The organism is Helicobacter sp. WB40, from assembly GCF_027859275.1.
In the GTDB taxonomy this organism is placed as follows: domain Bacteria; phylum Campylobacterota; class Campylobacteria; order Campylobacterales; family Helicobacteraceae; genus Helicobacter_D; species Helicobacter_D ibis.
In genome coordinates this window covers 14,030-36,266 of sequence record NZ_JAQHXS010000012.1, presented here as the reverse complement: position 1 = coordinate 36,266, position 22,237 = coordinate 14,030, and the positions used below count along the sequence as shown (strand labels likewise).

General features: G+C 33.1%; 23 protein-coding genes and 3 pseudogenes. 11 read left to right on the top strand and 15 right to left on the bottom strand.

Annotated elements, in window-relative coordinates; all coding sequences use genetic code 11:
* Positions 1-66 precede the first annotated feature (66 nt).
* Positions 67-291 (bottom strand): acyl carrier protein, encoded by a 225-nt coding sequence (locus tag PF022_RS08165; protein ID WP_271021931.1) that lies wholly within the window; start codon positions 289-291, stop codon positions 67-69.
* 3 nt (positions 292-294) lie between these two features.
* The gene (locus PF022_RS08160; protein WP_271023495.1) at positions 295-1,689 is read right to left on the bottom strand and encodes a hypothetical protein; all 1,395 of its coding nucleotides are present in this window, start codon (positions 1,687-1,689) and stop codon (positions 295-297) included.
* A 36-nt stretch (positions 1,690-1,725) separates the two neighbouring features.
* Between PF022_RS08160 and PF022_RS08155 the strand changes: the two genes are divergently transcribed.
* Entirely contained in the window at positions 1,726-1,938 is a 213-nt protein-coding gene (locus PF022_RS08155; RefSeq protein WP_271021962.1) for a helix-turn-helix domain-containing protein, read from the top strand.
* A gap of 2 nt (positions 1,939-1,940) precedes the next feature.
* Here the strand turns inward: PF022_RS08155 and PF022_RS08860 are convergent, their stop codons facing one another.
* The 6 genes and pseudogenes from PF022_RS08860 to PF022_RS08130 form a co-directional block, all read right to left on the bottom strand.
* Positions 1,941-2,837: a hypothetical protein gene (locus PF022_RS08860; RefSeq protein ID WP_442908590.1), complete on the bottom strand. Its 897-nt coding sequence runs from the start codon at positions 2,835-2,837 to the stop codon at positions 1,941-1,943.
* A pseudogene (locus PF022_RS08855) lies at positions 2,814-3,836 on the bottom strand (dihydroxy-acid dehydratase domain-containing protein); the annotation flags it as partial. The pseudogene PF022_RS08855 and the gene PF022_RS08860, both read right to left, overlap by 24 nt.
* 46 nt (positions 3,837-3,882) lie before the next feature.
* On the bottom strand, positions 3,883-4,299 hold the full coding sequence (locus PF022_RS08145) for a hypothetical protein (protein WP_271021935.1): 417 nt from the start codon (positions 4,297-4,299) through the stop codon (positions 3,883-3,885).
* A 147-nt stretch (positions 4,300-4,446) separates the two neighbouring features.
* Positions 4,447-4,794 (bottom strand): hypothetical protein, encoded by a 348-nt coding sequence (locus tag PF022_RS08140; RefSeq protein ID WP_271021936.1) that lies wholly within the window; start codon positions 4,792-4,794, stop codon positions 4,447-4,449.
* Positions 4,787-5,729 (bottom strand): annotated as a pseudogene (locus PF022_RS08135) (hypothetical protein). Before PF022_RS08135 ends, PF022_RS08140 begins: the two are co-directional and overlap by 8 nt.
* Positions 5,730-5,951: 222 nt before the next feature.
* Positions 5,952-6,294, bottom strand: a pseudogene (locus tag PF022_RS08130) (hypothetical protein).
* A 303-nt stretch (positions 6,295-6,597) separates the two neighbouring features.
* Between PF022_RS08130 and PF022_RS08125 the strand changes: the two are divergent.
* A complete protein-coding gene (locus tag PF022_RS08125; protein WP_271021937.1) occupies positions 6,598-6,795 on the top strand; it encodes a YqaE/Pmp3 family membrane protein in 198 nt (65 codons plus the stop codon).
* Here the strand turns inward: PF022_RS08125 and PF022_RS08120 are convergent.
* From PF022_RS08120 to PF022_RS08110, 3 genes are read right to left on the bottom strand one after another with little or no spacing between them, the layout of a single operon-like run.
* Entirely contained in the window at positions 6,792-7,316 is a 525-nt protein-coding gene (locus PF022_RS08120; protein WP_271021938.1) for a hypothetical protein, read from the bottom strand. The genes PF022_RS08125 and PF022_RS08120 overlap by 4 nt on opposite strands.
* The gene (locus PF022_RS08115) at positions 7,313-7,861 is read right to left on the bottom strand and encodes a hypothetical protein (RefSeq protein ID WP_271021939.1); all 549 of its coding nucleotides are present in this window, start codon (positions 7,859-7,861) and stop codon (positions 7,313-7,315) included. The genes PF022_RS08120 and PF022_RS08115 overlap by 4 nt, the downstream gene beginning before the upstream one ends.
* Complete coding sequence (locus tag PF022_RS08110; protein ID WP_271023491.1) at positions 7,858-8,892, bottom strand: hypothetical protein; 1,035 nt, start codon at positions 8,890-8,892, stop codon at positions 7,858-7,860. The genes PF022_RS08115 and PF022_RS08110 overlap by 4 nt, the downstream gene beginning before the upstream one ends.
* Positions 8,893-9,083: 191 nt before the next feature.
* Here PF022_RS08110 and PF022_RS08105 point away from each other — a divergent pair, with 191 nt between their 5' ends.
* Genes PF022_RS08105 through nrfD form a run of 4 tightly spaced genes read left to right on the top strand, consistent with a single transcriptional unit; the run spans position 9,084 to position 12,913 of the window.
* Entirely contained in the window at positions 9,084-9,434 is a 351-nt protein-coding gene (locus tag PF022_RS08105) for a twin-arginine translocation signal domain-containing protein (RefSeq protein ID WP_271023490.1), read from the top strand.
* A gap of 6 nt (positions 9,435-9,440) precedes the next feature.
* A complete protein-coding gene (gene phsA, locus PF022_RS08100; RefSeq protein ID WP_271023497.1) occupies positions 9,441-11,381 on the top strand; it encodes a thiosulfate reductase PhsA in 1,941 nt (646 codons plus the stop codon).
* Between the two features lie 9 nt (positions 11,382-11,390).
* On the top strand, positions 11,391-11,957 hold the full coding sequence (locus PF022_RS08095) for a 4Fe-4S dicluster domain-containing protein (RefSeq protein WP_271021941.1): 567 nt from the start codon (positions 11,391-11,393) through the stop codon (positions 11,955-11,957).
* A complete protein-coding gene (nrfD, locus tag PF022_RS08090) occupies positions 11,954-12,913 on the top strand; it encodes an NrfD/PsrC family molybdoenzyme membrane anchor subunit (protein WP_271023488.1) in 960 nt (319 codons plus the stop codon). Before PF022_RS08095 ends, nrfD begins: the two co-directional genes overlap by 4 nt.
* 5 nt (positions 12,914-12,918) lie before the next feature.
* Here the strand turns inward: nrfD and PF022_RS08085 are convergent, their stop codons facing one another.
* Entirely contained in the window at positions 12,919-13,650 is a 732-nt protein-coding gene (locus PF022_RS08085) for a sulfite exporter TauE/SafE family protein (RefSeq protein WP_271023486.1), read from the bottom strand.
* Positions 13,647-15,047: a cysteine--tRNA ligase gene (gene cysS / locus PF022_RS08080; protein ID WP_271023484.1), complete on the bottom strand. Its 1,401-nt coding sequence runs from the start codon at positions 15,045-15,047 to the stop codon at positions 13,647-13,649. Before cysS ends, PF022_RS08085 begins: the two co-directional genes overlap by 4 nt.
* Before the next feature lie 152 nt (positions 15,048-15,199).
* On the opposite strand from cysS, the gene PF022_RS08075 reads away from it, so the two are divergent.
* Genes PF022_RS08075 through PF022_RS08055 form a run of 5 tightly spaced genes read left to right on the top strand, consistent with a single transcriptional unit; the run spans position 15,200 to position 20,099 of the window.
* Entirely contained in the window at positions 15,200-16,540 is a 1,341-nt protein-coding gene (locus tag PF022_RS08075; protein ID WP_271023481.1) for a hypothetical protein, read from the top strand.
* A 3-nt stretch (positions 16,541-16,543) separates the two neighbouring features.
* A complete protein-coding gene (locus PF022_RS08070; RefSeq protein WP_271023479.1) occupies positions 16,544-16,918 on the top strand; it encodes a YcfL family protein in 375 nt (124 codons plus the stop codon).
* Positions 16,919-16,927: 9 nt separating this feature from the next.
* On the top strand, positions 16,928-17,560 hold the full coding sequence (gene lpoB, locus PF022_RS08065; RefSeq protein ID WP_271021947.1) for a penicillin-binding protein activator LpoB: 633 nt from the start codon (positions 16,928-16,930) through the stop codon (positions 17,558-17,560).
* An 8-nt stretch (positions 17,561-17,568) separates the two neighbouring features.
* A complete protein-coding gene (locus PF022_RS08060) occupies positions 17,569-18,903 on the top strand; it encodes a DUF6844 domain-containing protein (protein ID WP_271023477.1) in 1,335 nt (444 codons plus the stop codon).
* A gap of 8 nt (positions 18,904-18,911) precedes the next feature.
* Positions 18,912-20,099 (top strand): CsgG/HfaB family protein, encoded by a 1,188-nt coding sequence (locus PF022_RS08055; protein ID WP_271023475.1) that lies wholly within the window; start codon positions 18,912-18,914, stop codon positions 20,097-20,099.
* 47 nt (positions 20,100-20,146) lie between these two features.
* On the opposite strand, the gene PF022_RS08050 is transcribed toward PF022_RS08055, so the two are convergent.
* On the bottom strand, positions 20,147-21,916 hold the full coding sequence (locus PF022_RS08050; RefSeq protein ID WP_271023473.1) for a peptidoglycan D,D-transpeptidase FtsI family protein: 1,770 nt from the start codon (positions 21,914-21,916) through the stop codon (positions 20,147-20,149).
* On the bottom strand, positions 21,916-22,233 hold the full coding sequence (gene fliE / locus PF022_RS08045) for a flagellar hook-basal body complex protein FliE (RefSeq protein ID WP_271021950.1): 318 nt from the start codon (positions 22,231-22,233) through the stop codon (positions 21,916-21,918). Before fliE ends, PF022_RS08050 begins: the two co-directional genes overlap by 1 nt.
* Positions 22,234-22,237: the final 4 nt, after the last annotated feature.

Sequence of the window (22,237 nt, the reverse complement as noted above, 5' to 3'; positions counted from 1 at the left end):
CCACAAATATCTTTGAAAGGCTTAGTTTTTATATAATATTTGTCTACATATTAATTGTAATTCTTTTTATTTCATAGCTCTATCAAGCATTTCTTGTATAGTGTGGAAGTTTTGAAAATATTCTACTTCAATATAACTCTCATCAAAGTCTTTTTTATAATGCTTCTCAACAGCCTCCAAAAATGCGATAATATCCATAGAATCTATAAGTCCATTATCCAACAAATTATCCATATCTTCTGTTAAATCACTTCTACCAATACTATCAAACAGACTCTTTACTACATTCATTACTTACTCCTTTATTATTGTAAAAATATACTCTGCTAACTTTTTAGCCATAGATTCATTAATATGAATCCAATCTTTAAAAAGTGTCTCTTTAGAATCTTTTATATAATCATTTGAATTATAAATATTTATTTGTCTCTTTCTTTGCAAAAACTCATAAACCAATTCTTGTAAATCCTCACACCCATTATATACTCCGGGATTTTGCTTATCATGGAACACATAAGCCCACTTCTCTTCCTTGCTCCAAGATTTCTTTAAATGCAAAAATGGGTGAATTACTGCATAAAACCTCCCACCATAAGAAGCCACCATATTAGAAAACTGCAATAGCCTAATATCTAGTGCTTCAAAAATATCATCTTTGTTTATATTTGGATTTTTGAAATTCTGCTTACCACTTATTGTCATTTGATAGTAAGAATACACACTATCTTCTCTATCCCCTAACTTAAGCTCATAAGTTGGACTATATGGTATTTGATAAGTTTTCAAACACACATCACAATTATATTGACACAAAATAATCTCTGTAAAACACAAATTTACTACAATATCAGGAAATAGAGGATACAAAAATGTATTAAAAAATAAAAAATTCTCCCAAGTAACAGCAGATAGCCCACAATTTAGCACTATAAAGTTTGAATCTAGCATTTCTTTTAAATATTTCACAACAAATGCCTCTTCGCACTGCCCTCCCCTTATAGTGCAAGCCCCAAAAAGAACGACTAATTTAGTATCCTTGTTTCTATTTTTTAAAGATACAAAGTCAATTTCTTCTTTTAAAAACAAATTCATATCAGAAGTATCGCCAAAAGCATTTAGCATAACACCCGGATAATTAACAAGTAAAAAAGAACCAGAATCCCCATCATCAAAATCAAATAATCTTCCACTAGCTCCTTGATACATCTTACTAAATACACTTAAATTAGGATTTATCTTATCCAAAGCTAGACGGCGATTATAATCATCTTTGGCCTTATCTTTTAAAAATTGCTTATGTTTAACTTTTATATTTTCAAAAACTTCTGCAAACCCACTCAAGCAAAAGTCATCACTAAAAAGAGATTCTAAAAGATAGTTCTTATACTTATAATATTCTATAAAAAATTTTACTTGTGATTTTCTATAGCCATCAAGGGAGATATTTTTTACCTTATAATCCCCCCCCCCCGCAGCTAAAATCTTGTTATTTATCGAATCTATCACATTTTGTTTATTGCTAACTGCAATTAAAATTAAATCAAAATCATCTACACTATCTAAGCTTACAAACTTATCATGCACAACATTTAAACTATCATCAATAATCTTGCACGAAATCCCAAAAGATTCCAACAAATGCAAACATGCTCTACCAGTCCAACCAAAACCATAAATCAAAACATTCAAAAACTGCCTCCGCAATAATTTTGCAAAAGTGTATCAATATTTTTTGATTTTAATCAAGAGTGCCAAATTCTTTTCTATATTTTTAGCAATGGCTTCATAGATTGTTTTAAAATATATACTAGAGATAATGTCGTAGTTTGCACACAAGAATGTATAGCACACAATATAGGAAGTGCAAGAGAAGCTGTTGCACGAATCCTAAAAGAGCTAAAAGAAGAAGAACTAATCACAACACAAAAAACAAAATAATACTAAAGTTCCGTCTTTAGCACCGCACCATTTGCTGCATTACTTACAAGCAGTGAGTAGCGTTTAAGCCACTTACTTTTTATCTCTTTTTTTATCGGCTTCCATTTTGCTTTGCGAGATTCTATAACTTTAGAATCCACAAGCAATTCTAATATTCCATTAGAAACAGAAATAGAAATTCTATCGCCATCTTCAATGAGTGCTATAAGCCCCCCTTCAGCTGCTTCTGGGCTTATGTGTCCGATACATGCTCCACGCGTCGCACCGCTAAAGCGTCCATCAGTGATTAATGCCACACTTTCTCCTAAGCCCATTCCCATAATAAGGCTTGTTGGGCTTAGCATTTCTTGCATTCCTGGACCTCCCTTTGGTCCTTCATAGCGGATAACTACGACATTGCCTGCCTTTACCTTGCCTCCTGCAATTCCCTTGATTGCTTCTTCTTGGGAGTTAAAGCACACTGCAGTACCTACAAATTCTTTCATAGATTCAGCGACTGCTGCTACCTTTAGCACAGCACCCTGTTCGCACAGATTGCCAAATAGAATCTTTAGTCCCCCAACTTGTGAGTAGGCATTTTCATTAGTGCGAATGATAGAAGTATCGCTAATTTGTGCGTTTGCTATGCGTTCTCCTAAGCTCTCACCCGTAATTGTTAAAGCATCAAGGTATAAAATGGAATTATTGATTTCTAAACCCTCTCCACAAATTCCAGTATTTGCAGTGTGGCTGTGTAAATTTTGGAGATTTTCTTGGAGGTTATCTGAAATTCTAGTATCTTGTATAAGATTTGGATGTTTTTCAAGGCAAGACAAAGGAGTTTGCTTATCGCAAATGACTGAAGTCGAGCCGCTGAAATCATTCAAAGATTGTACAAGAGACGAATTTCTCTTAGCCACTTCGTGCATTACTGCTGATACACCGCCTGCTCTATTTATATCTTCCATATGCACACTACTTAGTGCTGGGGCAATTTTAGCGATATGGGCTACATTTTTAGCTATTTCATTAATGTTATTTAAATCAAACTCTACTTCAGCTTCTTTAGCAATGGCTAGCATATGAAGCACGGTATTTGTGCTTCCACCCATTGCCATATCCACGACAAAGGCATTTGTGATAGCTTTTTTGTTTAAGATGTTTCTAAATCTAAATTTCTCACTTTTTTCCTCACTCAAAGCGATTTCCACAATCCTTCTTGCTGCCTTTCTTAGTAACTCTTCTCTCTCTTTTGTAAGTGCTGGTATCGTGCCATTACCCTCTAGTGCCACACCCATGGCTTCACATAGCGTATTCATAGAGTTTGCTGTAAACATACCGCTACAACTCCCCCCACCAGGACATGCATTGCACTCTATCTCATGTAATCTTTTTTCATCAATCTTGCCACTTGCATACGCTCCTACTGCCTCAAATGCAGAGTTTAGATCTAGTATCGTGCCATCTTCTAGCTTTCCTGCTAACATTGGACCACCACTTACAAAGATTGTAGGCACATTTACCCTTAATGCTCCCATAAGCATTCCAGGCACGATTTTATCGCAGTTTGGAATACAAATCATCGCATCTAATGCGTGTGCGTTCATTACAGATTCTATGCAGTCAGCTATTAGCTCACGACTAGGAAGTGAGTAGAGCATACCACCATGCCCCATAGCTATGCCATCATCTACACCAATTGTGTTAAACTCAAAAGGCACGCCACCAGCCTTTCTTATTTCTTCTTTTACAATTTGTGCGTATTTGTTTAAGAAAAAATGCCCCGGAATTATGTCAATATAACTATTTGCTACACCAATAAAGGGCTTGTTAAAGTCAGAATCTTTTAGCCCAGTAGCACGCAATAAGCTCCTATGAGGCGCCCGCTCATAACCCTTTTTAATAATATCGCTTCGCATAATGTAATCCTAATTTAAAAAGTTTGCAAAATTATAAAAACCCAAATCATACAAATGCCTTAAAAACACTAGGATTCTTACTCATTAAATGGAATTTATTATGCACTTTTTGCAATCTCTCAAAAAGATTCAAAGATAATTCTAAACCCACTTTTTTCTCCTCTTTTCTGCCTTGTGATGATGCAGATTCTAGTTTTTTATCCAAAGGTTTGGGATATACACCAGGTAGTTTATCACGCAAAAAAATGGCTGTTTTACAGCTTAGCATTGGAAATAATCCAAGCACAAGAGCCGTATTTGTGCTATGCTTATCATTTGCCCTATCTAGTGTCTTTAACAAAAATTCTACACTTCTTCTACAATATACTGGCTGCGTAAATAGTGCATCAATGCTATGTGTGCTTAGTTTTTTGTCTATTTTGTTTATAAGTGTATCTTTATTGTTAGCATACGAATTAATCACAAAAAAATTATAAATCTTTTTTACTTTTTCTTTTAATTCTTTGCCATTAAGTGCTATGCCTAAATTTAGATTATCTATAATACTAGCAAGTTTTAGAGAATTACCCTCAAAGACACTCTTAGTACTCTTGCAGTCAGTATTTTTAAATCAATCTCCAGTAAGTATCAAAAATGCTCTAAGTCCAAGTTCATTAACCCCCAAAATATCGCCACACAAAACCAAAGAGTTTCTATCTCTCATAGATAGTGTACAAATCACTGGCTTTTGCAAAGCATTTTGGAACTTTAATGAACTAAAAATAGATGAGGGCTTAAAACGCGCTATAGGAGAATCTGTAACCACAAATGCATCAATGTTATAAAGCTCTCTTAGCTCATTTATGGTGTTTTCTTCAATCTTTGCACTTAAGCTTGGGTTTATCTCTAAACTCAAAAACCTATCTTTGGAATGAATCTTGTTTACAATAGATTCTAAAGCCACATCTACGCTAGACATACGACCTCCTCTGCCTTATGTTTCTTACTGCTTCTACTATGTTTTTTAAGCTTGGCTTTACTTCTTCCCACTTACGCGTCTTTAACCCACAATCTAGATTTATCCATAACTGCTCTTGTGGTAAGACTTCAAGCAAGGCTTTTATTTGAATCTCAATTTCTTCTACGCTTGGGATTCTAGGACTATGAATATCATATACGCCCGAACCTAATTCATGTGTGTAGCCAACTTGTTTAAAGACTTTTAATAACTCATTTCCACTTCTTGTAGTCTCAATGCTTATGACATCTGCATTCAAGTGCGTCAATGGTTTTAATAATGTCGTTAAACTCGCTATAACACATATGTGTGTGAATTTGTGTGTTAGCTTTTGCAATGGCAGTTACAAGTTTAAAGCACTCTAACGCCCAAGATTCATAAGTTTTTATATTTTCATCTCTTAGTGGATAACCCTCTTTAAATGCTGCTTCATCAACTTGTATGATTTTTATCCCTGCATTTTGTAAATCATCTATCTCATCAGCAAGTGCTATGGCTATTTGTCTGCACACCTCGCTTCTAGGTAAATCATCTCTAACAAAGCTCCAATTAAGTATCGTTACAGGACCTGTTAGCATTCCTTTTAGAATCTTTTTTGTTAGACTTTGTGCGTATGTAATCCACTCTAGCGTCATAGGCTTAAGACGCTCTACATCACCAAAGATAATTGGTGGCTTTACACATCTGCTTCCATAGCTTTGCACCCACGCATTTTTGCTAAATACAAAGCCCTCTAACTGCTTACCAAAATACTCCACCATATCGTTTCGCGCTGACTCTCCATGCACAAGCACATCTAAACCTACTTCTTCTTGAAAGCTTACACAATCTTTTATATATTCTTTTATGCCATCTTTATAAGCAGATTCTGTAATCTCTCCCTTTTTAAACTTCAAACGCAATGCTCGAATCTCTTGTATTTGTGGGAATGAACAAATCGTAGTTGTGGACAAAGGTGGTAAATTAAACGCTTCTTTTTAAATCTTTATGCGAGATTCAAATGGTAGCTCTCTTTTATTAATACTATAAGCACTTACACGCTCTCTTATTGCTTTATTGTGCGTTTTATCTGAATTGGCACGAGATATATTTATACGCTTGTTAGCTTCTAAAAATTCTTATATTTTAGAATCTACCCCTCCTTTAAAGAGTGCTTCAAGTGCGATTAGCTCCTCTATCTTTATAGTGGTAGTTGTATTAAACCATTTTGTCATCTCACATGCTACGCCTATATTATGCCCTCTAGCCATTGCAAAGTATCCTTCTAACCCATTTAGATATTCAAACCTCTTTGGCTTTGCATTTAGTGCACAGGCTAAATCTAGCACATTATCATACAAACTAAAATCATTCACACACATAATCTAAGTCTTTTTGTAGCTCCCAGTGCTTTGCCCTTAAAGACTTTGCGACTTCTTCTAATTCACCCTCACTACACTTACCATTCCAAAAGCTCTCCAACGCTTTTTTACTCTCTATTTTGTCCGATTCGTGGGAATCCTAAAATATTACTCATTTGTAATACTTTTTAAAAAATTTAATGAGATTATAGTAGATATTTTTATAAACACAATATGTATTTATATTTTTATAAATACTAAAAATAAAATATATACTAATAACTACTAATTTATCGTAGATATATCTATATAAATAATTAAATAATTTAAATATACATATTGTAATTATTATAGTTGTATAAGTGAATTTGACTTTCAACAAAAGAGAAAATAAAATTTGTGAATTTTATTTTTGGAGTTTTACTTGATATTTTTATGTATTTTTATACCATTTTTGTCATTTTTCTTTATGGGGAAGCCATTTCAAGGAATCTTATGTTTATTATTACAAATAACACTAATAGGGTGGTTACCAGCATCGTTATGGGCGGTGTTTGTGTATTTTAGTTATAAGTTAGACAAACAACATAAAGAGCTTTTAGAAGCACAAAATAAAGATTAATTTGGCAGATAATACACATCAAGCCTAAATGAGAATGTGAGCATCTCTCCCTCTCTTTCTATGTGTATTGGGAAACTAAATCTTGCTAAACCATTTAGCTGTTTTGTTAAATTTAATGCTTCTCTAAATGTATTTATATCTTTTAGTTGTCCGCTAACTACATATCTTTGTTTATAATAATTTCCCTCAATTAGCGGTGCTCCATCAGCTACAATACCAGAAGTATTAAAATAAATTGCAAGCTTATCTTCTATATCTTGTTTTGTTAGCTTATCATTAAACATACCTAATACAGAATTATTATTAGCCTTATATTCCTCTAGCCTCTGTATTTCTGCTCTTTTTTGCTCTTCTATTTGCTTTACTACAAATAGTTCCTTTCTATATTTTGCATTCGTGTTTCTAAACGAATCTAGCTGTGGCTTTACTACTCCAAGAAAGATTCCTACAACCAAGAAAAAATAAAATACAAAAAAGAATGTATTCCTAATCCAATCTATCTGTGCGAAAAATGCTCTCATTGCTTCTCTTTTTGCTCTGTATTAGTCATATTTGTTTGGTCTGCTTGAAGCTTACTAACTGAAACAAAGTTATACCAACCATTTGGTAAAGTATAAAAATCAGCCCTACTTTGCGTAAAAATAGATCTAAGTGGCACTTCAAGCAAAAATGTATATATCTGCTTTGAAGGCGTTGTTCCATATAATGTTAGCTGATATTGTTCCATTTGTATCTTATTTAGAGTTATTTGCTCTGGTATTAAATCAAATAAATTTTCTATACTATCTTGCAATAGTTTATTTTGCGTTACCAAAAACTCACCAAAATACACTTTTTCTTGTTCATGTGCTAGATTTTCTTGTATTGTTTTGATATCATTTAGCAACACACTTTGAATCTTCAATGCTTCTTCAGTATGCTTAATCATAAAATGCGCTTGAATCTTTAACATTACCACGAATCCAAAGAATATAAATAATGTCAAAAATATATATCCCCACCAGATACGTGTTACTTTTTTGAATATTGTTTTTTTAATAGGTGGGGTAAAGCTATAATTTTTCATACTTGCCCCTTTTCATCAAAGTATTTATAAGATTCATAGCCCAAATTTGCCAAAACTTCAGAAATATTACACTCTTCAATCCTAACTTCTAACATGGTTATATTTTCTATTTGCTTTAGTGTTTCTTCTTCTATATTGTGAGGATTAAAGACAACTATATCATTTATAAATTCACTTTTATACAATTCATTATTATAAAATTCATTTAAGGCAGTTTGTATAAACTTAGAAGCAGTAGTAACTCTCGCATAATCATTTAAATCATCCCCACTATTATCTTCCCCACTTGATTCATCGCTACTATCAAAATCAGAATCATCTCCCTTTAAAACCTCAATTAACTCTTCATCGCTACCATCATGACTAAAATCAATTCCATCTACATCGCTTAATTCATCTTGGATTCCAGAAGATAAATCATCTTCATCATCAAAGTTATATGTATTTTCAACTACTTTTAGTTCAGAATCTATCTCGCTATCTAGCACATAATATCCACCAAATAGCACTCCTTCATTTTTATTAGTAACAATCATGGTAATATTTGAACGCTGAAAAAGAATATAAAGTTTGCAAGAATCTTGAAATATATTTTTTGATAGATAATACAAAACCATAAATGGGGAAATAATAAAATCAGCACCTAGTTTTAAAAATCTCTTTTTTGTCTCTGCAATACCATCTTTAGAGACATAAACAAGCCAAGAATTTTGATTTTTTTGAACTATTTCATTTGGATTTATACCGTATTTTTCAAACTCCACTTCCTTTTCGTTATGAATTGCACCTTGTATTATTGATGATGAGAGAGTAGAGATATATGTGAAGGGATTTTTTGTACGAATCTTTTTGACATATCTTACTGCTTGTGCTGGAAGTTCTCCTGGTATAGTTTTAAACTCTTTTGTTTGAGTGTCTATATTTTTACCATTTTTATAAAATTTAGAAGCAATAATGCAAGACTTATTATCAACTTCTATACCAACTATAACAGTGGCAAAAAACGAACGAATAGTTTTAGAAAGATTCATCTAAACTCCAACAATTTTTAACTTTGAAATGGTATGAAAATTTGCCTTAATAATTAATTTGCAACCCATGATTATACAAGATTATATCGCATTTTTACGCCCAATATTAATAATATAAAATAAATAAAAAATGTTTAAAAAATAAAAAAATAGTAGTATCATGGTTATGACTTAATTTAAAGGAGGATAGATTGAGTATAAAAACAGATATAAATAGGAGAGATTTCCTAAAAGGTGTTAGTGCAACTTCTGTTGTTTTAAGTTTTATGCCAGGGACTTTGGGGGCTTTTAGTGGAGAAGTGAAAGGTTCTTCAAAATTTGTCCCAAGTATTTGTGAAATGTGCAGTACTCGCTGTCCTATTGAAGCTAGAGTAGATACTTTGCAAGAGGCGCAAAAAGTCTTCATTCAAGGCAATCCCTATTCTACTAGTACAGGGGGTGCAATATGCGCTAGAGGAGGCTCTGGGGTTAATCAGCTTTTTGATCCAAATAGACTTGTTAATCCTATTATGCGAACAGGTGAGAGGGGCGATGGAAAATGAAAAGAAATTTCATGGGAAGAAGCTTATAATTACATAGTTCAAAAACTAAGTGTAATTAAAGAAAAATATGGGGCTAAAAGCGTGGCCTTTGCATCTAAGAGTGGTCCAGAGCAAACTTTTTTAAATCAATTTGCCTATGCTTATGGAAGTCCTAATATTTTTGATCATGGAAATACATGCCCTTCAGGCTATTCAGTAGCACTTACAAGCGTGTTTGGCAACGGCTCTATTAGTAGAGATTTTTCAAATTGTAAGTTTATGCTAAATTTTGGACACAATGTATATGAAGGAATGGTAATAAGCTATGCAAGAGGAGTAACACAAGCACTAGAAAAAGGTGCCAAATTGATCTCTCTTGATCCTAGATTTTCTGTGCTATCATCAAAGGCAAGTGAATGGATTCCTATCCGTCCAGGCGGAGATACTGCCTTTATGATGGCTATGGTGCATACTTTAATCTTTGAAGAGCTTTATGATAAAAAGTTTGTAGAAAAATACACAATAGGCTTTGAAAAACTTAAAGAAAGTGTTAAAAATTACACACCAGAAGCAATGGCTAAGGAATGTGATATAAGTGCAAAAAGAATAAGAGAGCTAACAAGAGAATGTGCAAAATATGCTCCGCATTCTATGGTGGATTTCGGGCATAGAGCGACATTTAGCCCAGAAGAAATAGAGTTTAGAAGAGCAATAGCCATAGCAAATGCACTCTTAGGCAATATTGAAACAAAAGGTGGTTTGTATTTCCCTAAATCTCCAGCACTTTATAATAAGCTTGCAGGAGAGCATGTGGCACCCGAGTTTAAGGGTTCTATTTTACCAAAATTAGAAATTCCACAAGAACCTAGAATTGACTTGATTGATATAAAAGATGGTGAATTTAGTAAAATTTCTAAAACTAGAGGAATCTACTCTAAAGTTTTTAAGTCAATTTTAGAAGAAAAACCCTATGCAATTAAGGGTCTATTTATTACTCGTTCAAATCCGGTAATGACGGTTAATGATTCTAATGAAGTTGTAGAAGCACTTAAGAAGTTAGATTTATTTATAAGTGTAGATGTGTATGTGTCTGATACTTCACAATATGCAGATATTATCTTGCCAGAATCTACTTACTTGGAGAGAGATGAGCAGTTTTTGGCAAAAAATGGCAAGAATCCGGGCTATGAAGTAAGGCAAAAAGCAGTAGAACCCATAGGCAATACAAAGCCATCATGGCAAATTTATTTAGAACTTGCTAAAAAAATGGGCTATGAGAGTGCATTCCCTTATACAGATATAGAGGATTTTAGAATTAAGCAAGGCTATAACTATCCTAATGAGATGTTTAAGCTAAAAGAAAAAGGAATGAATAGCTATGGGATTCCACTTCTTGCAAGAGATAAAGAAAGCATTAAAAAATTTGTAGAAAAATATCCAAACTCTAAGGCAAATTTAGATAGCGATAGAGAGTTTAGCGAGGTTTTAAAATGCAAAACAAAAAGTGGCAAGATTGAACTTTTTGATGAAGCACTAGAAAAAGCATGTGGTAGAGGCGGACTTACTTATAACAATCCAAAGCTAAAAAATGAAGATGAATTTTACTTCATTCAAGGCAAGGTTGCTGTGCATACAAATGGACACACAATGAATATACCTTGGCTAAATACGCTAATGAGTGATAATGCTGTGTGGATTAATCAAAAAGTAGCTGATAAATTAAAGCTCAAAAAGGGAGATAAAATAAAGATAACTAGCAAGGTTGGAAGCCAAATAGCAAGTGTATTGCCTACAATTGGTATTAGAGAAGATACGCTTTTTGCTTATTTTGGATTTGGACATACAAGTAAAAAGCAAGATATAGCTTACAACAAGGGAATGAGTGCTAGTCATCTATTGGAAAACACCATTTCTCCAGTTGCGGGAAATAATGTACATACCATTGGTGTCAAAATAGAAAAAGTGTAGGGGGTAAAAATGAAATATGCAATGATACATGATATGGAGAAATGTATTGGCTGTCAGGGTTGCACGATTGCTTGTAGGAGTGAAAATGCAATACCTGATGGCTATTTTAGATTAAAGGTCAAGATGGATGGTCCTCATGGGGAGTTTCCAAATCTTAATTTTAATTATGTAAGGCATTCTTGTGAAATGTGCGAACACACTCCTTGTGTAACTGTGTGTCCTACACATGCTTCTTTTATGGACGAAAATGGGATTGTAGATATTAATGCTAATCTTTGTGTGGGTTGTCTTTATTGCGTGGTGGCTTGTCCTTATAATGCAAGATATGTAAATCCAAAAACAAATGTGCCAGATAAATGCAACTTTTGCAAACATACGCATTTAAAGCAATATGGCGAACCAGCATGTGTTGCTGTGTGTCCTACTGATGCACTTATCTTTGGAGATTTGGATGATCCGCTAAGTCCAATTTTTAGCTATTTAGCAAACAAACCTTTTGTTACAAACAAACCACATTTAGGCACAAAACCAAAATTGTTTGTAGTGCCAAATAAAAAAGGAGGAATAAAACTATGAATGAGATATGGGGACCAGATAGTGCAACAATCATTTGGCATTGGCCTATTGCACTTTATTTATTTTTAGCAGGGCTTAGTAGTGGAGCGATGATGACAGCTTTAAGTGTGGAGTGGATGAACAAAAACAAAAAAGCTCCATGGGACGCATTTGTAAGAGCAGGTGTGCTTTTAGCTCCTTTTAGTATAATTATTGGTTTAATTATTTTGATTTTTGATTTAACTAAACCATTAAATTTCTATCAACTTCTAATTACCTACAATCTAAAATCTGTAATGTCTTTAGGAGTGCTTTTGCTTTTATTTTACACTCCGCTATCTTTAGCGTATGCAATTATTAGATTTAGAAGCACACTAGAACAGAGCTTTTTAGGAGGGATAGTTAGAATCTTTGGAGCACTCTTAGACTTTTTAGAGAGAAACTCTTTATGGTTTGGAAGATTGGTTTTTGCCATAGCAGGTGGTGTTGGAGTTTATACAGGATTTTTACTCTCAGCCATTCAGACATTCCCACTTTATAATAGTCCGATTTTGCCTATTTTATTTTTAGCCAGTGGACTTTCAAGCGGGATTGCAGCTTGCATTTGCTTTGGGCTTATATTTTTTGAAAAAGAAGTTTCAAAAGATACTACAAAATACCTTTTAACGATGGATTTAAGGGTTATTCCCATTGAATCTTTATTGCTTTTTGCACTTTTTGTAGGGCTTTATTTTCAAGGAGGCGAAAAGGCAGTTGCTACTATTACTTCGCTAACTAGTGGAACTTGGGCGGGAATCTTTTGGATTTGTGTAGTTGGATTTAGCGTTGTAGTGCCTAGTGTAATTGCTCTAACTGCACTTAAAAACCACGCTTATAAGGTTAATTTCATACTTTTAAACTCACTTTCTATTATGATTGGAGTATTTGTTTTAAGAATGTATATTCTTTATGCAGGGCAGATTTATCTAGGGACTTAAGCTCCCTAGTGCATGTGCATTGGCTTAGTAGCATTAGCCTCCATTATATGCATACCATGATTACCATGACTTACATTTCCTCCGCCAAAAATCATAATCCCTCTATAAACCATAAGCACACCAAAAATAATAATAGCAATAGAGGCTAGATTTAAGAATAATTTTCTAATTTCATTTTTATCCAAAATAGACCTAGAAATAACACCAAACAAAAACAACGCAAAGATAGTCCCAAGCCCAAAAGAAAGCATAATTAAAGCACCACTCAATATGCTTCCACTGCTAGCTGCCTTAAATAAAAACGCATATACAAAACCACAAGGAAGCAATCCATTTAACATACCAAGAATAAAGATTCCACTTACACTTTGAATCTGTAAATATTTTTGAAATATTGACTTATACCATCTAGTATTTTGTATGTTATATTCTAGCTTTTTAAAAAATGATATTTTCCCAAATAAAGATAATCCAGCAAGAATCATACATATACCAGCTAAAACAAATAAGCTAGATTTAAAAAATATATTTAAAGAAAACATACTACCAATAAACCCAACTACAATCCCAAGTGCTACATACATGCTAACTCTACCTAAGTTATAGCTTAGATGATAGATAATTTTATTAGATTCTAGTTTTGAGCTATATGCTAGAACTATGCCTCCACACATTCCAATACAATGCCCTGCACTCCCAAGTAGTGCAATAATAAAAACACTAATTAGTTCATTCATAGCTTCTCCCAAACACAGCCATCACTGCTATCCATTATAGATATACCCATGTTACTTAGTGTATCTCTTATGGAATCTGCTAAAGCAAAGTCCTTGTTTTTCTTTGCTTCCATTCTTTTATTAATTAGAGATTCTATCTCCTTCCTCTCTTCCTTGCTAACACCAAGCTGAAAATACAAAAAGCAATCAATAAGCCCAACTCCAAGCAATCTTGCTATTAGCTCTAAATTTGATGCAATAAAAGGAATCTTGTCATTTTGCTTCTTATCTAAAAATTCATTTGCATTACTTACAAACTCATCAACAACGCTTAAAACCCTTGAGATATTTAAATCATCACTTAGAGATTCTAATAATTCTTGTTTAAATACATCATCACTCTTTAGAGTATTTGCCTTACCATGAATCCTCTTTTTTAGCCTATAGATTCTATCTAGCCTCTTTTTTGAGCTTAATAAATCACTATCAGAATAATTAAGCAAAGCACGATAATGTGTGCTTAAAAGATAGAATCTTAAAACTTCTCCATTATGAATCTCTAATGCGTCTTTTATAAAAAAGCTATTCCCAAGAGATTTTGACATCTTCTCATTATTAATCGTTACAAAGCCATTGTGTATCCAGTATTTTGCTAGTGTTTGATTTTTAGCACATCTTGTTTGTGAGCTTTCATTTTCATGATGAGGGAAGAGTAAATCAGCACCTCCGCCATGTATATCAATAGCATATTCTCCACTATATGCTAAATGCTTATCTATCATAGCAGAGCATTCTATATGCCACCCGGGTCTCCCCTTGCCTAGTTTGGATTCATAACCTATATCACCTACTCCTTTATAGCTTTTCCATAGTGCAAAATCCCTAGAATCTTTTTTTTGTTCGATAGATTCTATCCTGCTTTTTGCCTCTAGCTCTGCTATTCTACCGCTTAGAGTTCCATAGTCTCTATCCTTACAGACAGATAGATATATATCTCCATTATCTGTTTTATAAGCATAACCTTTATGCAACAATTCTTCAATCATTTCAACAATACTCTCTAAAGATTCGGTAGCTTTTGGTTCTATATCTGCTCTTTTTACCCCTAAAAGCTCCATTTCATAAAGATATTTTTGAATATAAGTTGTAGTTATCTCATCTATACTAACTCCGCTACTATTTGCTTTGTTTATTATCTTATCATCAATATCTGTGAAGTTTTTTGCAAATATAACCTTATATCCTAGCTCACACAAAACCCTACGCAACAAATCAAAAACAATGGCACTTCTAGCATGTCCTAAGTGGGAATCATCATACACGGTTGGACCACAAACATAGATTCTAACCTCATCTTTATTTATCGGCTCAAAGACTAGCTTTTCTTTTTTGACACTATCATATATTTTAAACTGCATTATTTTCCTCTACAAAAAGATACATTATAACAAAAAACGATTCTTAAAATAATCCTTGCAGAAAGTAACAATCTATAATAAAAGTTATATTAATTATTAAAAATTTATATATATATTGTGCTATTATAAAACATGATAAATAAGGAGAAAGTTTGAAAAAGGGATTAGTTGTAACTTCGCTCATAGTAGCTGGTATATTGTTTAGTGCTTGTAGCAGCTCACAAAGCAATTTAAGTTATGAAAATAATTTGACACAAAAGTTATGTGATGAGCAATTTTTTAACGAGAAGCTAAAAGAAGTAAAAGACGATGACGACACAATTTATGTCGGATTGAATTCTGGGTTAATAGCAAAAAATTGTGGCAATTTTAAAACAAGTAACGAATTTTTTGATTTGGTAGAAGAATCTTACAAAGAAGATGTTGATTTACAAAGCGTAGGCACAAAAGGTGCAAAAGCAGTTGCATCTACACTTATAAATGAAGGAGCTGTAGATTATGAAGGAAGCTTGTATGAAAGAATAATGTTAAATTCTTATAAAGGTATAAACTTTATGAATCTAGGCGATTTTGAAAACGCTAGAGTAGAGTTCAATAGAGCACTTATGCGTCAAGATAAGGCAAAAGAATATTTTGCAGCTGAAATAGAAAAAAATAGACAAGAACTAGAAAAGCAACAAAAATCACAAAACTACGAAGAAAACATAGGTAAAAACACAAAAACAATAGAAGGCAAATATGAGCATCTCTGGGAAGAGTTTGACACTACAAAAGACTTTATAAACCCTTATGCGACATACCTTGCTTCTGTGTTTTTCTACATGGATAGAGATTATATAAAAGCACAAAATCTCTTTAGAGAAGTAGCTATAATCAATCCTAACAATGAAGAAATACAACAACAAGCAGAATTTTTTGAAAATAGCAATAAAGATGGCAATAAGATTTTTGTTGTTTATGAAAATGGATTTGGCATTGCAAAAGATGAGTTTAAATTAAATCTTCCTTTTATCTTTGACAAAAAAGCAATTACTGCAAGTGTCGCACTACAAACACTAAAGCCAAGAGAATATTCATATCCATTCTTAAGCATTAATGATAAGCAGACATCTGATTTTGTAGTTTTAGACAATATAGTAGCTACCGAATTTAAGCTAAATATGCCCACAATGATAACTAAGGCATTACTACAAACAATCACAAAAACTACTCTAAATGCCGTTGTAGCCAAAAATGACGCAACAGGTGGATATCTAGCACTAGCAAGCTCACTTTTTACAATGGCTACAACAAGTGCAGATGTTAGATATTGGAATGGATTACCAAAAGGTGTATCAGTTGTAATGCTAGATAATAATGGAGAGATAGAGATAAAAGCACCAGATGGCACTCATCTATATCAAGCCACATTAAACAAAAACAAAAGTGCGCTTGTGATTGTTCGCTCATTTAACCCTAGCAATCCAATTAATGTAAATATAATACAAAGGTAAGGTATGAGGTATGTTTTTCTTTTAGCTTGTATTTTGTTTTTTAGTGCATGTAGTGGAGTAACTTACACTCCCGCTCCACATACAAAACATGATAGAGTATTTATAGATTCATCTCTGCCAAAAGATATAGTAAAGAATCTAAGAGAAATAAAGAATCTAAATGGGCTTTTAGAATTTGACTTAATCTTAAGAAGTAGCACTAATAGAGATATTATCTATAAAGTTACATGGCTAGATGAAAATGGTTTAGAATTACCAAATGTCATAGATGACGAATATAGAACAATAAGAATCCTTGCAAATAAGGATAAAAGAATAAAGAAAGTTGCACAACACAAAAGTGCAAAAGATTTTAAAATTTACATTCAAAGAAAATAAGGAGAAAAAATGAAAACAAAAAATTTAATAGTAGCTTTTAGTATCGTAGGTGCATTACTTGGAGGGTGTGCTAGTAGCTCTGGTCCAACATACACAGATGGTAAATCAACTCAAGCAAACAAAGGGTCAGCACTAACTTTAGGACTAGATAGAGAAGATTTTGAAAATACAGCAGAGAATATGATAAATAGTATGCTTAGTGATCCTGCATTTGCAAATATACAAGCAGGAGATAGAAAGGTAATTGCAATAGGCAGAATCCTAAATGACACTCCACAAAGAATTGATACAGAAAAACTAACTGCCAAGATAACTTCAGCTCTAAGAAGGTCTGGTAAGTTTGTGCTAACTTCCGCAGTAGCACATGGTGGTGCATTAGATTCCATGAGTGAAGATGTTAGAGAATTAAGAGATAATGATGAATTCAATCAAAACACAATCGCAAAAAAGGGAACTCTAGTATCTCCTGACTTCTCACTAGCTGGTAAGATAAGACAAGATAATGTGAGATTAAGCAATGGCAAAACACAAGTAGAATACTTCTTTTTACTTAGAATAACAGACTTAAACTCTGGACTTGTATATTGGGAAGATGAGCAAACAATCAACAAAACAGGCTCTAGCAAATCTGTAACTTGGTAAGGAAAATAATGAAAAAGATAATATTCATTAGTTCTTTGATTTTAAGTAATATTCTTTATGCACAAGGAGAAAAGCAAACTGAAATAACGCAATCTGATATTAAGATTCAAAATGAATTATCTCTACCACAAGAAAAAGAGGTGACAACAAAAGATATACAAGATTATTTTGATGAATTTGCAAACGCGCATAATATAGAATATGGAGTAACAGAAAATGGCAGGACATTTTATTATGGATATGCAGATATATCTGATAAGGGAGATCTTGCAAGAGGAGGTAGCATAGCATTTCAAAAGGCTATGCTAAACATACAAAGTGAATTTATAAAAGATGCCTTTGGCAGATTGGCAAACCAAAGAATCCTAAAATACCTAAATGATAACTCAACAAATGCAAGAGAGTTTGAAGAACTAGAAAAAGGTGGTGTGCTATCACAAATAATGGATAAGGTAACACAACTCACCGGTGCAAAACTAGATTCTGCGCTAAAAGACTTAGGGATTGAAGTAGAAGGTTTAAGCCAAGAGAGGAAAAAAGACATTTTCAAAGATGAATTTATAACTAAAACAATCATAGATGCAAGTGGTCAAATGAGTGGTCTAGTGCCTATGCAAACTTATGTTACAACAACCAAAAATGGTAATTATAGAGTTGGTGTAGTTGCAGTAATCTCAAATAAAACAAGAGCCATAGCAGATGATATAAAAAAGAATAGACAATCAAACATAAAAGGCAAGGGCAAGAAGCTAGAAGAATTCCTACCAAAAGAGGACAAAGACTATATAAATGAATATGGCATAAGAATGGTATATGATGAAAATGGCGAACCTATGATAATAAGCTATGGAATATGGGGCTATGGCAAGACTTCAAGCGATTCTAGAATCCTAGATAGACTAGAAAGTGGTGCAAAAGAGACAGCTCAAAATCAAGCAGATATAGCTATTAGGGAATTCGTAAGCACACAAATAAGCCTAAGAGATGAAACACAAACAGGCGATATAATAAAACAAACACTAAAAGAATCTCAAAATATAAATAATGGCTCAAAAGAAATCACAGAAGAAATGATAAGTGAAATAGTAGATAAGTCTCTAAAGACAATCACAAGCAAGACAAAGGGGAATCTAAGAGGAATTAGAACTGCTAAGAGATGGTCTTATACAGATAATAATACAGAATATGTTGGCATTATTAGAGTGTATTCTTATAAAAACTATGTAAATACAACACAAGCAGTATCACCAATAAAACAAGAACACAAAAAAGTAACAACCAAGCCCCAAACAAGAGAGCAAGATAAAAAATCAAGCATTGTAAATAGCATTGATGATTTTTAGGATATAGCATGAAAAAGATTCTATTAATATTTCTATGCCTTTGTGCATTAGAAGCTAAAGTAGTCACAAATACAACAACCAAACAAGCAAGTGGAGAAGGCAGTGGCTTAAGCAGAGAAGAGGCCATAAATAATGCAATCATTGAAGCTATAGGGAAACTAAATGGAGTTAGTATAAACTCTATTAAAAAGTCTATAAACATAAGCACAAGCACAAATGAAAGCACAAATATAAAAGATACTTATAGTGAGCAAATAAACAAAGCAACAAAAGGTTCGGCAGATAGCTATGAAGTAGATAGTGTGTTTGAAGAAAATGGAAAATACATAGCAAATGTAACAATATACAAAACAACCACTACAAAAAAATATGTAGCACCCGGACTAAAGGCTGATAGCAGAAGAAATATAAGTGTCTTTAATGTATCTCACAACAAAATACAAGCCTCGCTTGGTGCTACACTACAACAAAAGATAATAACAGAATTATTACAAAGTAGAAAATTCAATGTCCTAGATAGAGATTCGCAAGGATATTACGATATGGAAAAGGCACTCATAAAAAGTGGTGATGCAATGAGCGATGAAGTATATAAACTTAAAAATGTCCTTGTAACAGATTATATTTTGCTATTCAACATAAGCGGACTAGATGGAGAACAAAAGAAAAGCAATCTAACAGGCAAGACAAAACTACAAGCTGAAATTAGCATTGATTATAGAGTATTGCTATTTGCAACAAGGCAGATTAAGTATTCAAACACCCTAATTGAAAAATTCACCATAAAAAATGGCTCACTAAGCGAAGATGAGGCAATAATGCAAAAAATAGCACATAAAATTTCAAGCGATATTTTAAATGCTATATACCCTCTAAAAGTGGCTGAAGTCGCAAATGAAGAAGCAGTATTTTCACAAAAGCTAGATATGGGAGAGAGCTATGAGTGTTTTTCTTTAGGTAAAGCTATTACAGATTCTTATACAAAAGAAACAACAGGACACATAGAAACAAAAAGTGGCAATGTAGAAATAACTAGAGTAACACCAAAAATTTCCTATGGCAAAATAATAGAAGGAAGCATAAAAAATGGAGATATTTGTCGTCCTTTAAGCAATGGTGGTGATAATGGATATAAAGTGGGAAGAGACCCTAACTATAAGGTAAATGAAGGTGGTGGCGTGAAGCTAGGGTGGTAATCCCTAGTTTTAGGCTTTAAATCTTTTTGTGTTTTACTTCAGAATATTTATTGAGCTTTATTTACTTTTAAATAGCCCTCTTTTATAAGCAACTCAACAACTTCTCTAAAAAGTGGCACTGCAGTTCTTGAAGCAAAATATGCTTCAGTTTCATTTGGCTCAAATACACTTATGCCTATTGTGTATTCATGTCCTTTATCATCTTTAGCAAACCCAAAAAATGAGCTATTATATTTCCTTACATACTTTCCACCTTGTGCTATATGTGCAGTCCCTGTTTTGCCTCCGATTGTTATTCCACTTACCTTAGCAGTCCTACCTGTGCCATCGGATACTACTTTTATTAGTGTATCTTTTACAATGTTTGCCGTTTTATCGCTTAAGATTCTTTGTGGGGATTCGTGATTTATTTTGTATTTTACATTTTTGCTATCTAGCAGATATTCTACAACATAAGGTTCATAAGAGATTCCATTGCTAATTATCGTGTTATATGCCTTTAACATCTGCATAAATGTAGTCCTAAGTCCATAGCCATAAGACACGGTTGCTTTATATACTTCTCCTCCAAGTCTCCTTGAATCTGGAATTGCACCTATTTTCTCATAAGGCAAATCTATGCCACTATCTTTGCCAAATCCAAACTTCAACAAGCTCTCATTATAGTCTATCGCATTTAATCGTTGTGCAATCTTTGCCATGCCAATATTGCTTGAATACAACAACACATCTTCTATGCTTGCAGATTCTAGCTTATGAGTATCTGTGATATAAAAATTATCAAGCCTATATCTTCCATTCTCTAAATCTATAATCTCACTTGGATTTATTAGATTCTTATCAAGCAAAATAGAATAAATTATCGGCTTAATTATACTTCCAGGCTCGTAAGAATACTCTATTGCATTTGCATTTAGCTTTGGATAGTCTTCTATTTTAATTGCATTTGGATTAAATCTAGCACTACTTGCAAGACTTAAAATCTTGCCACTATTACCTTCCATTATTCCAACAACAACTTCTTTTGCACCCAGAATATCTTTATTCTTATCAACCAATCTTTCTATTTTTTTTTGCAACTTTAGAGGTATGCTTGATATTACATCATATCCATCAACTCTATCTTTAAAAATTGAATCTTTATTTAAAATGACATTGAATCCTATATCTCTAGTGCCCACCATTAACATATCGCTAGTTGGCTCTAACTCTTCATTAAAACTCTTTTCTATACCTTTAACACCACTTACACGCGTGATTCTACTATCATCTAGTTTATTTATATATCCTAAAATTGGCTCCATTGTATCATCATATAGATACTCTCTCATCTCTCCACTCTCAACAACAGACAAGCCATATTTAAAAATATTTCCATTGCTATCTTCATATGTCCTAAAAACATCTAAAGAATTTAGTTTTAAATTTAGTTGCTTTAAATATGAAGCACTCTTTGAATCTATGTTGTAAGACAAGACTACATTGCCCTTTTCTTTTAACTTTGATTCAATCTCGCTTTTTGGAATCTTACTATAAGCAGAAAACAAGCTAACAAATAAGTCTTGTTTTTGTGGATCTATGTTATATGTATTAACAACTGCTTTATAAACCTTTTTGCTAGATGCAAGCAGGAATCCATCAGCACTATAAATAGAACCCCTAATAGCACTCTCAACTCTCTTTGCTTGAAAATTTGGTAGTTGTCTTTGTGTGATGATGTTATAAAAAATAGTCCCTAAAAATATGCAAAACCCAACTCCTATTAGCAAAAATAGAAGCAGGATTTTACCGGCTTTTTTAGAAGTGGTATCGTTCATTAAATTTGTGTTTTTATAAGCTCTTTATAGGCGCTAATAGCCTTGTTTCTAACTTCAAGCATCAATTTCATGCTATTTTCTGCTTTACCTATTACTATTGCTGCTTGATGCAAGTCTTTTATCTGTCCTGTCGCCATATCTGCCATTACTTGCTCTGTTGATTTTTGATATGCATTTACCTCATCAACGGCTTCTTTTAGCATACCACCAAAACTTTTTCCCGGTGCATTTAGCTCATGGTTTGGAGATAAATTTGGCACATCTTGCAGTTTCGAATTTATCTTTTCAAAATCTACACCATATTTATTAATTTCCATTTAT

Coding starts and splice junctions, on each gene's coding strand:
- lpoB (WP_271021947.1), top strand. CDS start 16,928: ATGAAAACAAAAAATTTAATAGTAGCTTTTAGTATCGTAGGTGCATTA.
- PF022_RS08165 (WP_271021931.1), bottom strand. CDS start 291: ATGAATGTAGTAAAGAGTCTGTTTGATAGTATTGGTAGAAGTGATTTA.
- PF022_RS08050 (WP_271023473.1), bottom strand. CDS start 21,916: ATGAACGATACCACTTCTAAAAAAGCCGGTAAAATCCTGCTTCTATTT.
- PF022_RS08140 (WP_271021936.1), bottom strand. CDS start 4,794: ATGTCTAGCGTAGATGTGGCTTTAGAATCTATTGTAAACAAGATTCAT.
- PF022_RS08055 (WP_271023475.1), top strand. CDS start 18,912: ATGAAAAAGATTCTATTAATATTTCTATGCCTTTGTGCATTAGAAGCT.
- PF022_RS08060 (WP_271023477.1), top strand. CDS start 17,569: ATGAAAAAGATAATATTCATTAGTTCTTTGATTTTAAGTAATATTCTT.
- nrfD (WP_271023488.1), top strand. CDS start 11,954: ATGAATGAGATATGGGGACCAGATAGTGCAACAATCATTTGGCATTGG.
- PF022_RS08085 (WP_271023486.1), bottom strand. CDS start 13,650: ATGAATGAACTAATTAGTGTTTTTATTATTGCACTACTTGGGAGTGCA.
- cysS (WP_271023484.1), bottom strand. CDS start 15,047: ATGCAGTTTAAAATATATGATAGTGTCAAAAAAGAAAAGCTAGTCTTT.
- PF022_RS08070 (WP_271023479.1), top strand. CDS start 16,544: ATGAGGTATGTTTTTCTTTTAGCTTGTATTTTGTTTTTTAGTGCATGT.
- PF022_RS08120 (WP_271021938.1), bottom strand. CDS start 7,316: ATGAGAGCATTTTTCGCACAGATAGATTGGATTAGGAATACATTCTTT.
- PF022_RS08110 (WP_271023491.1), bottom strand. CDS start 8,892: ATGAATCTTTCTAAAACTATTCGTTCGTTTTTTGCCACTGTTATAGTT.
- PF022_RS08115 (WP_271021939.1), bottom strand. CDS start 7,861: ATGAAAAATTATAGCTTTACCCCACCTATTAAAAAAACAATATTCAAA.
- fliE (WP_271021950.1), bottom strand. CDS start 22,233: ATGGAAATTAATAAATATGGTGTAGATTTTGAAAAGATAAATTCGAAA.
- PF022_RS08095 (WP_271021941.1), top strand. CDS start 11,391: ATGAAATATGCAATGATACATGATATGGAGAAATGTATTGGCTGTCAG.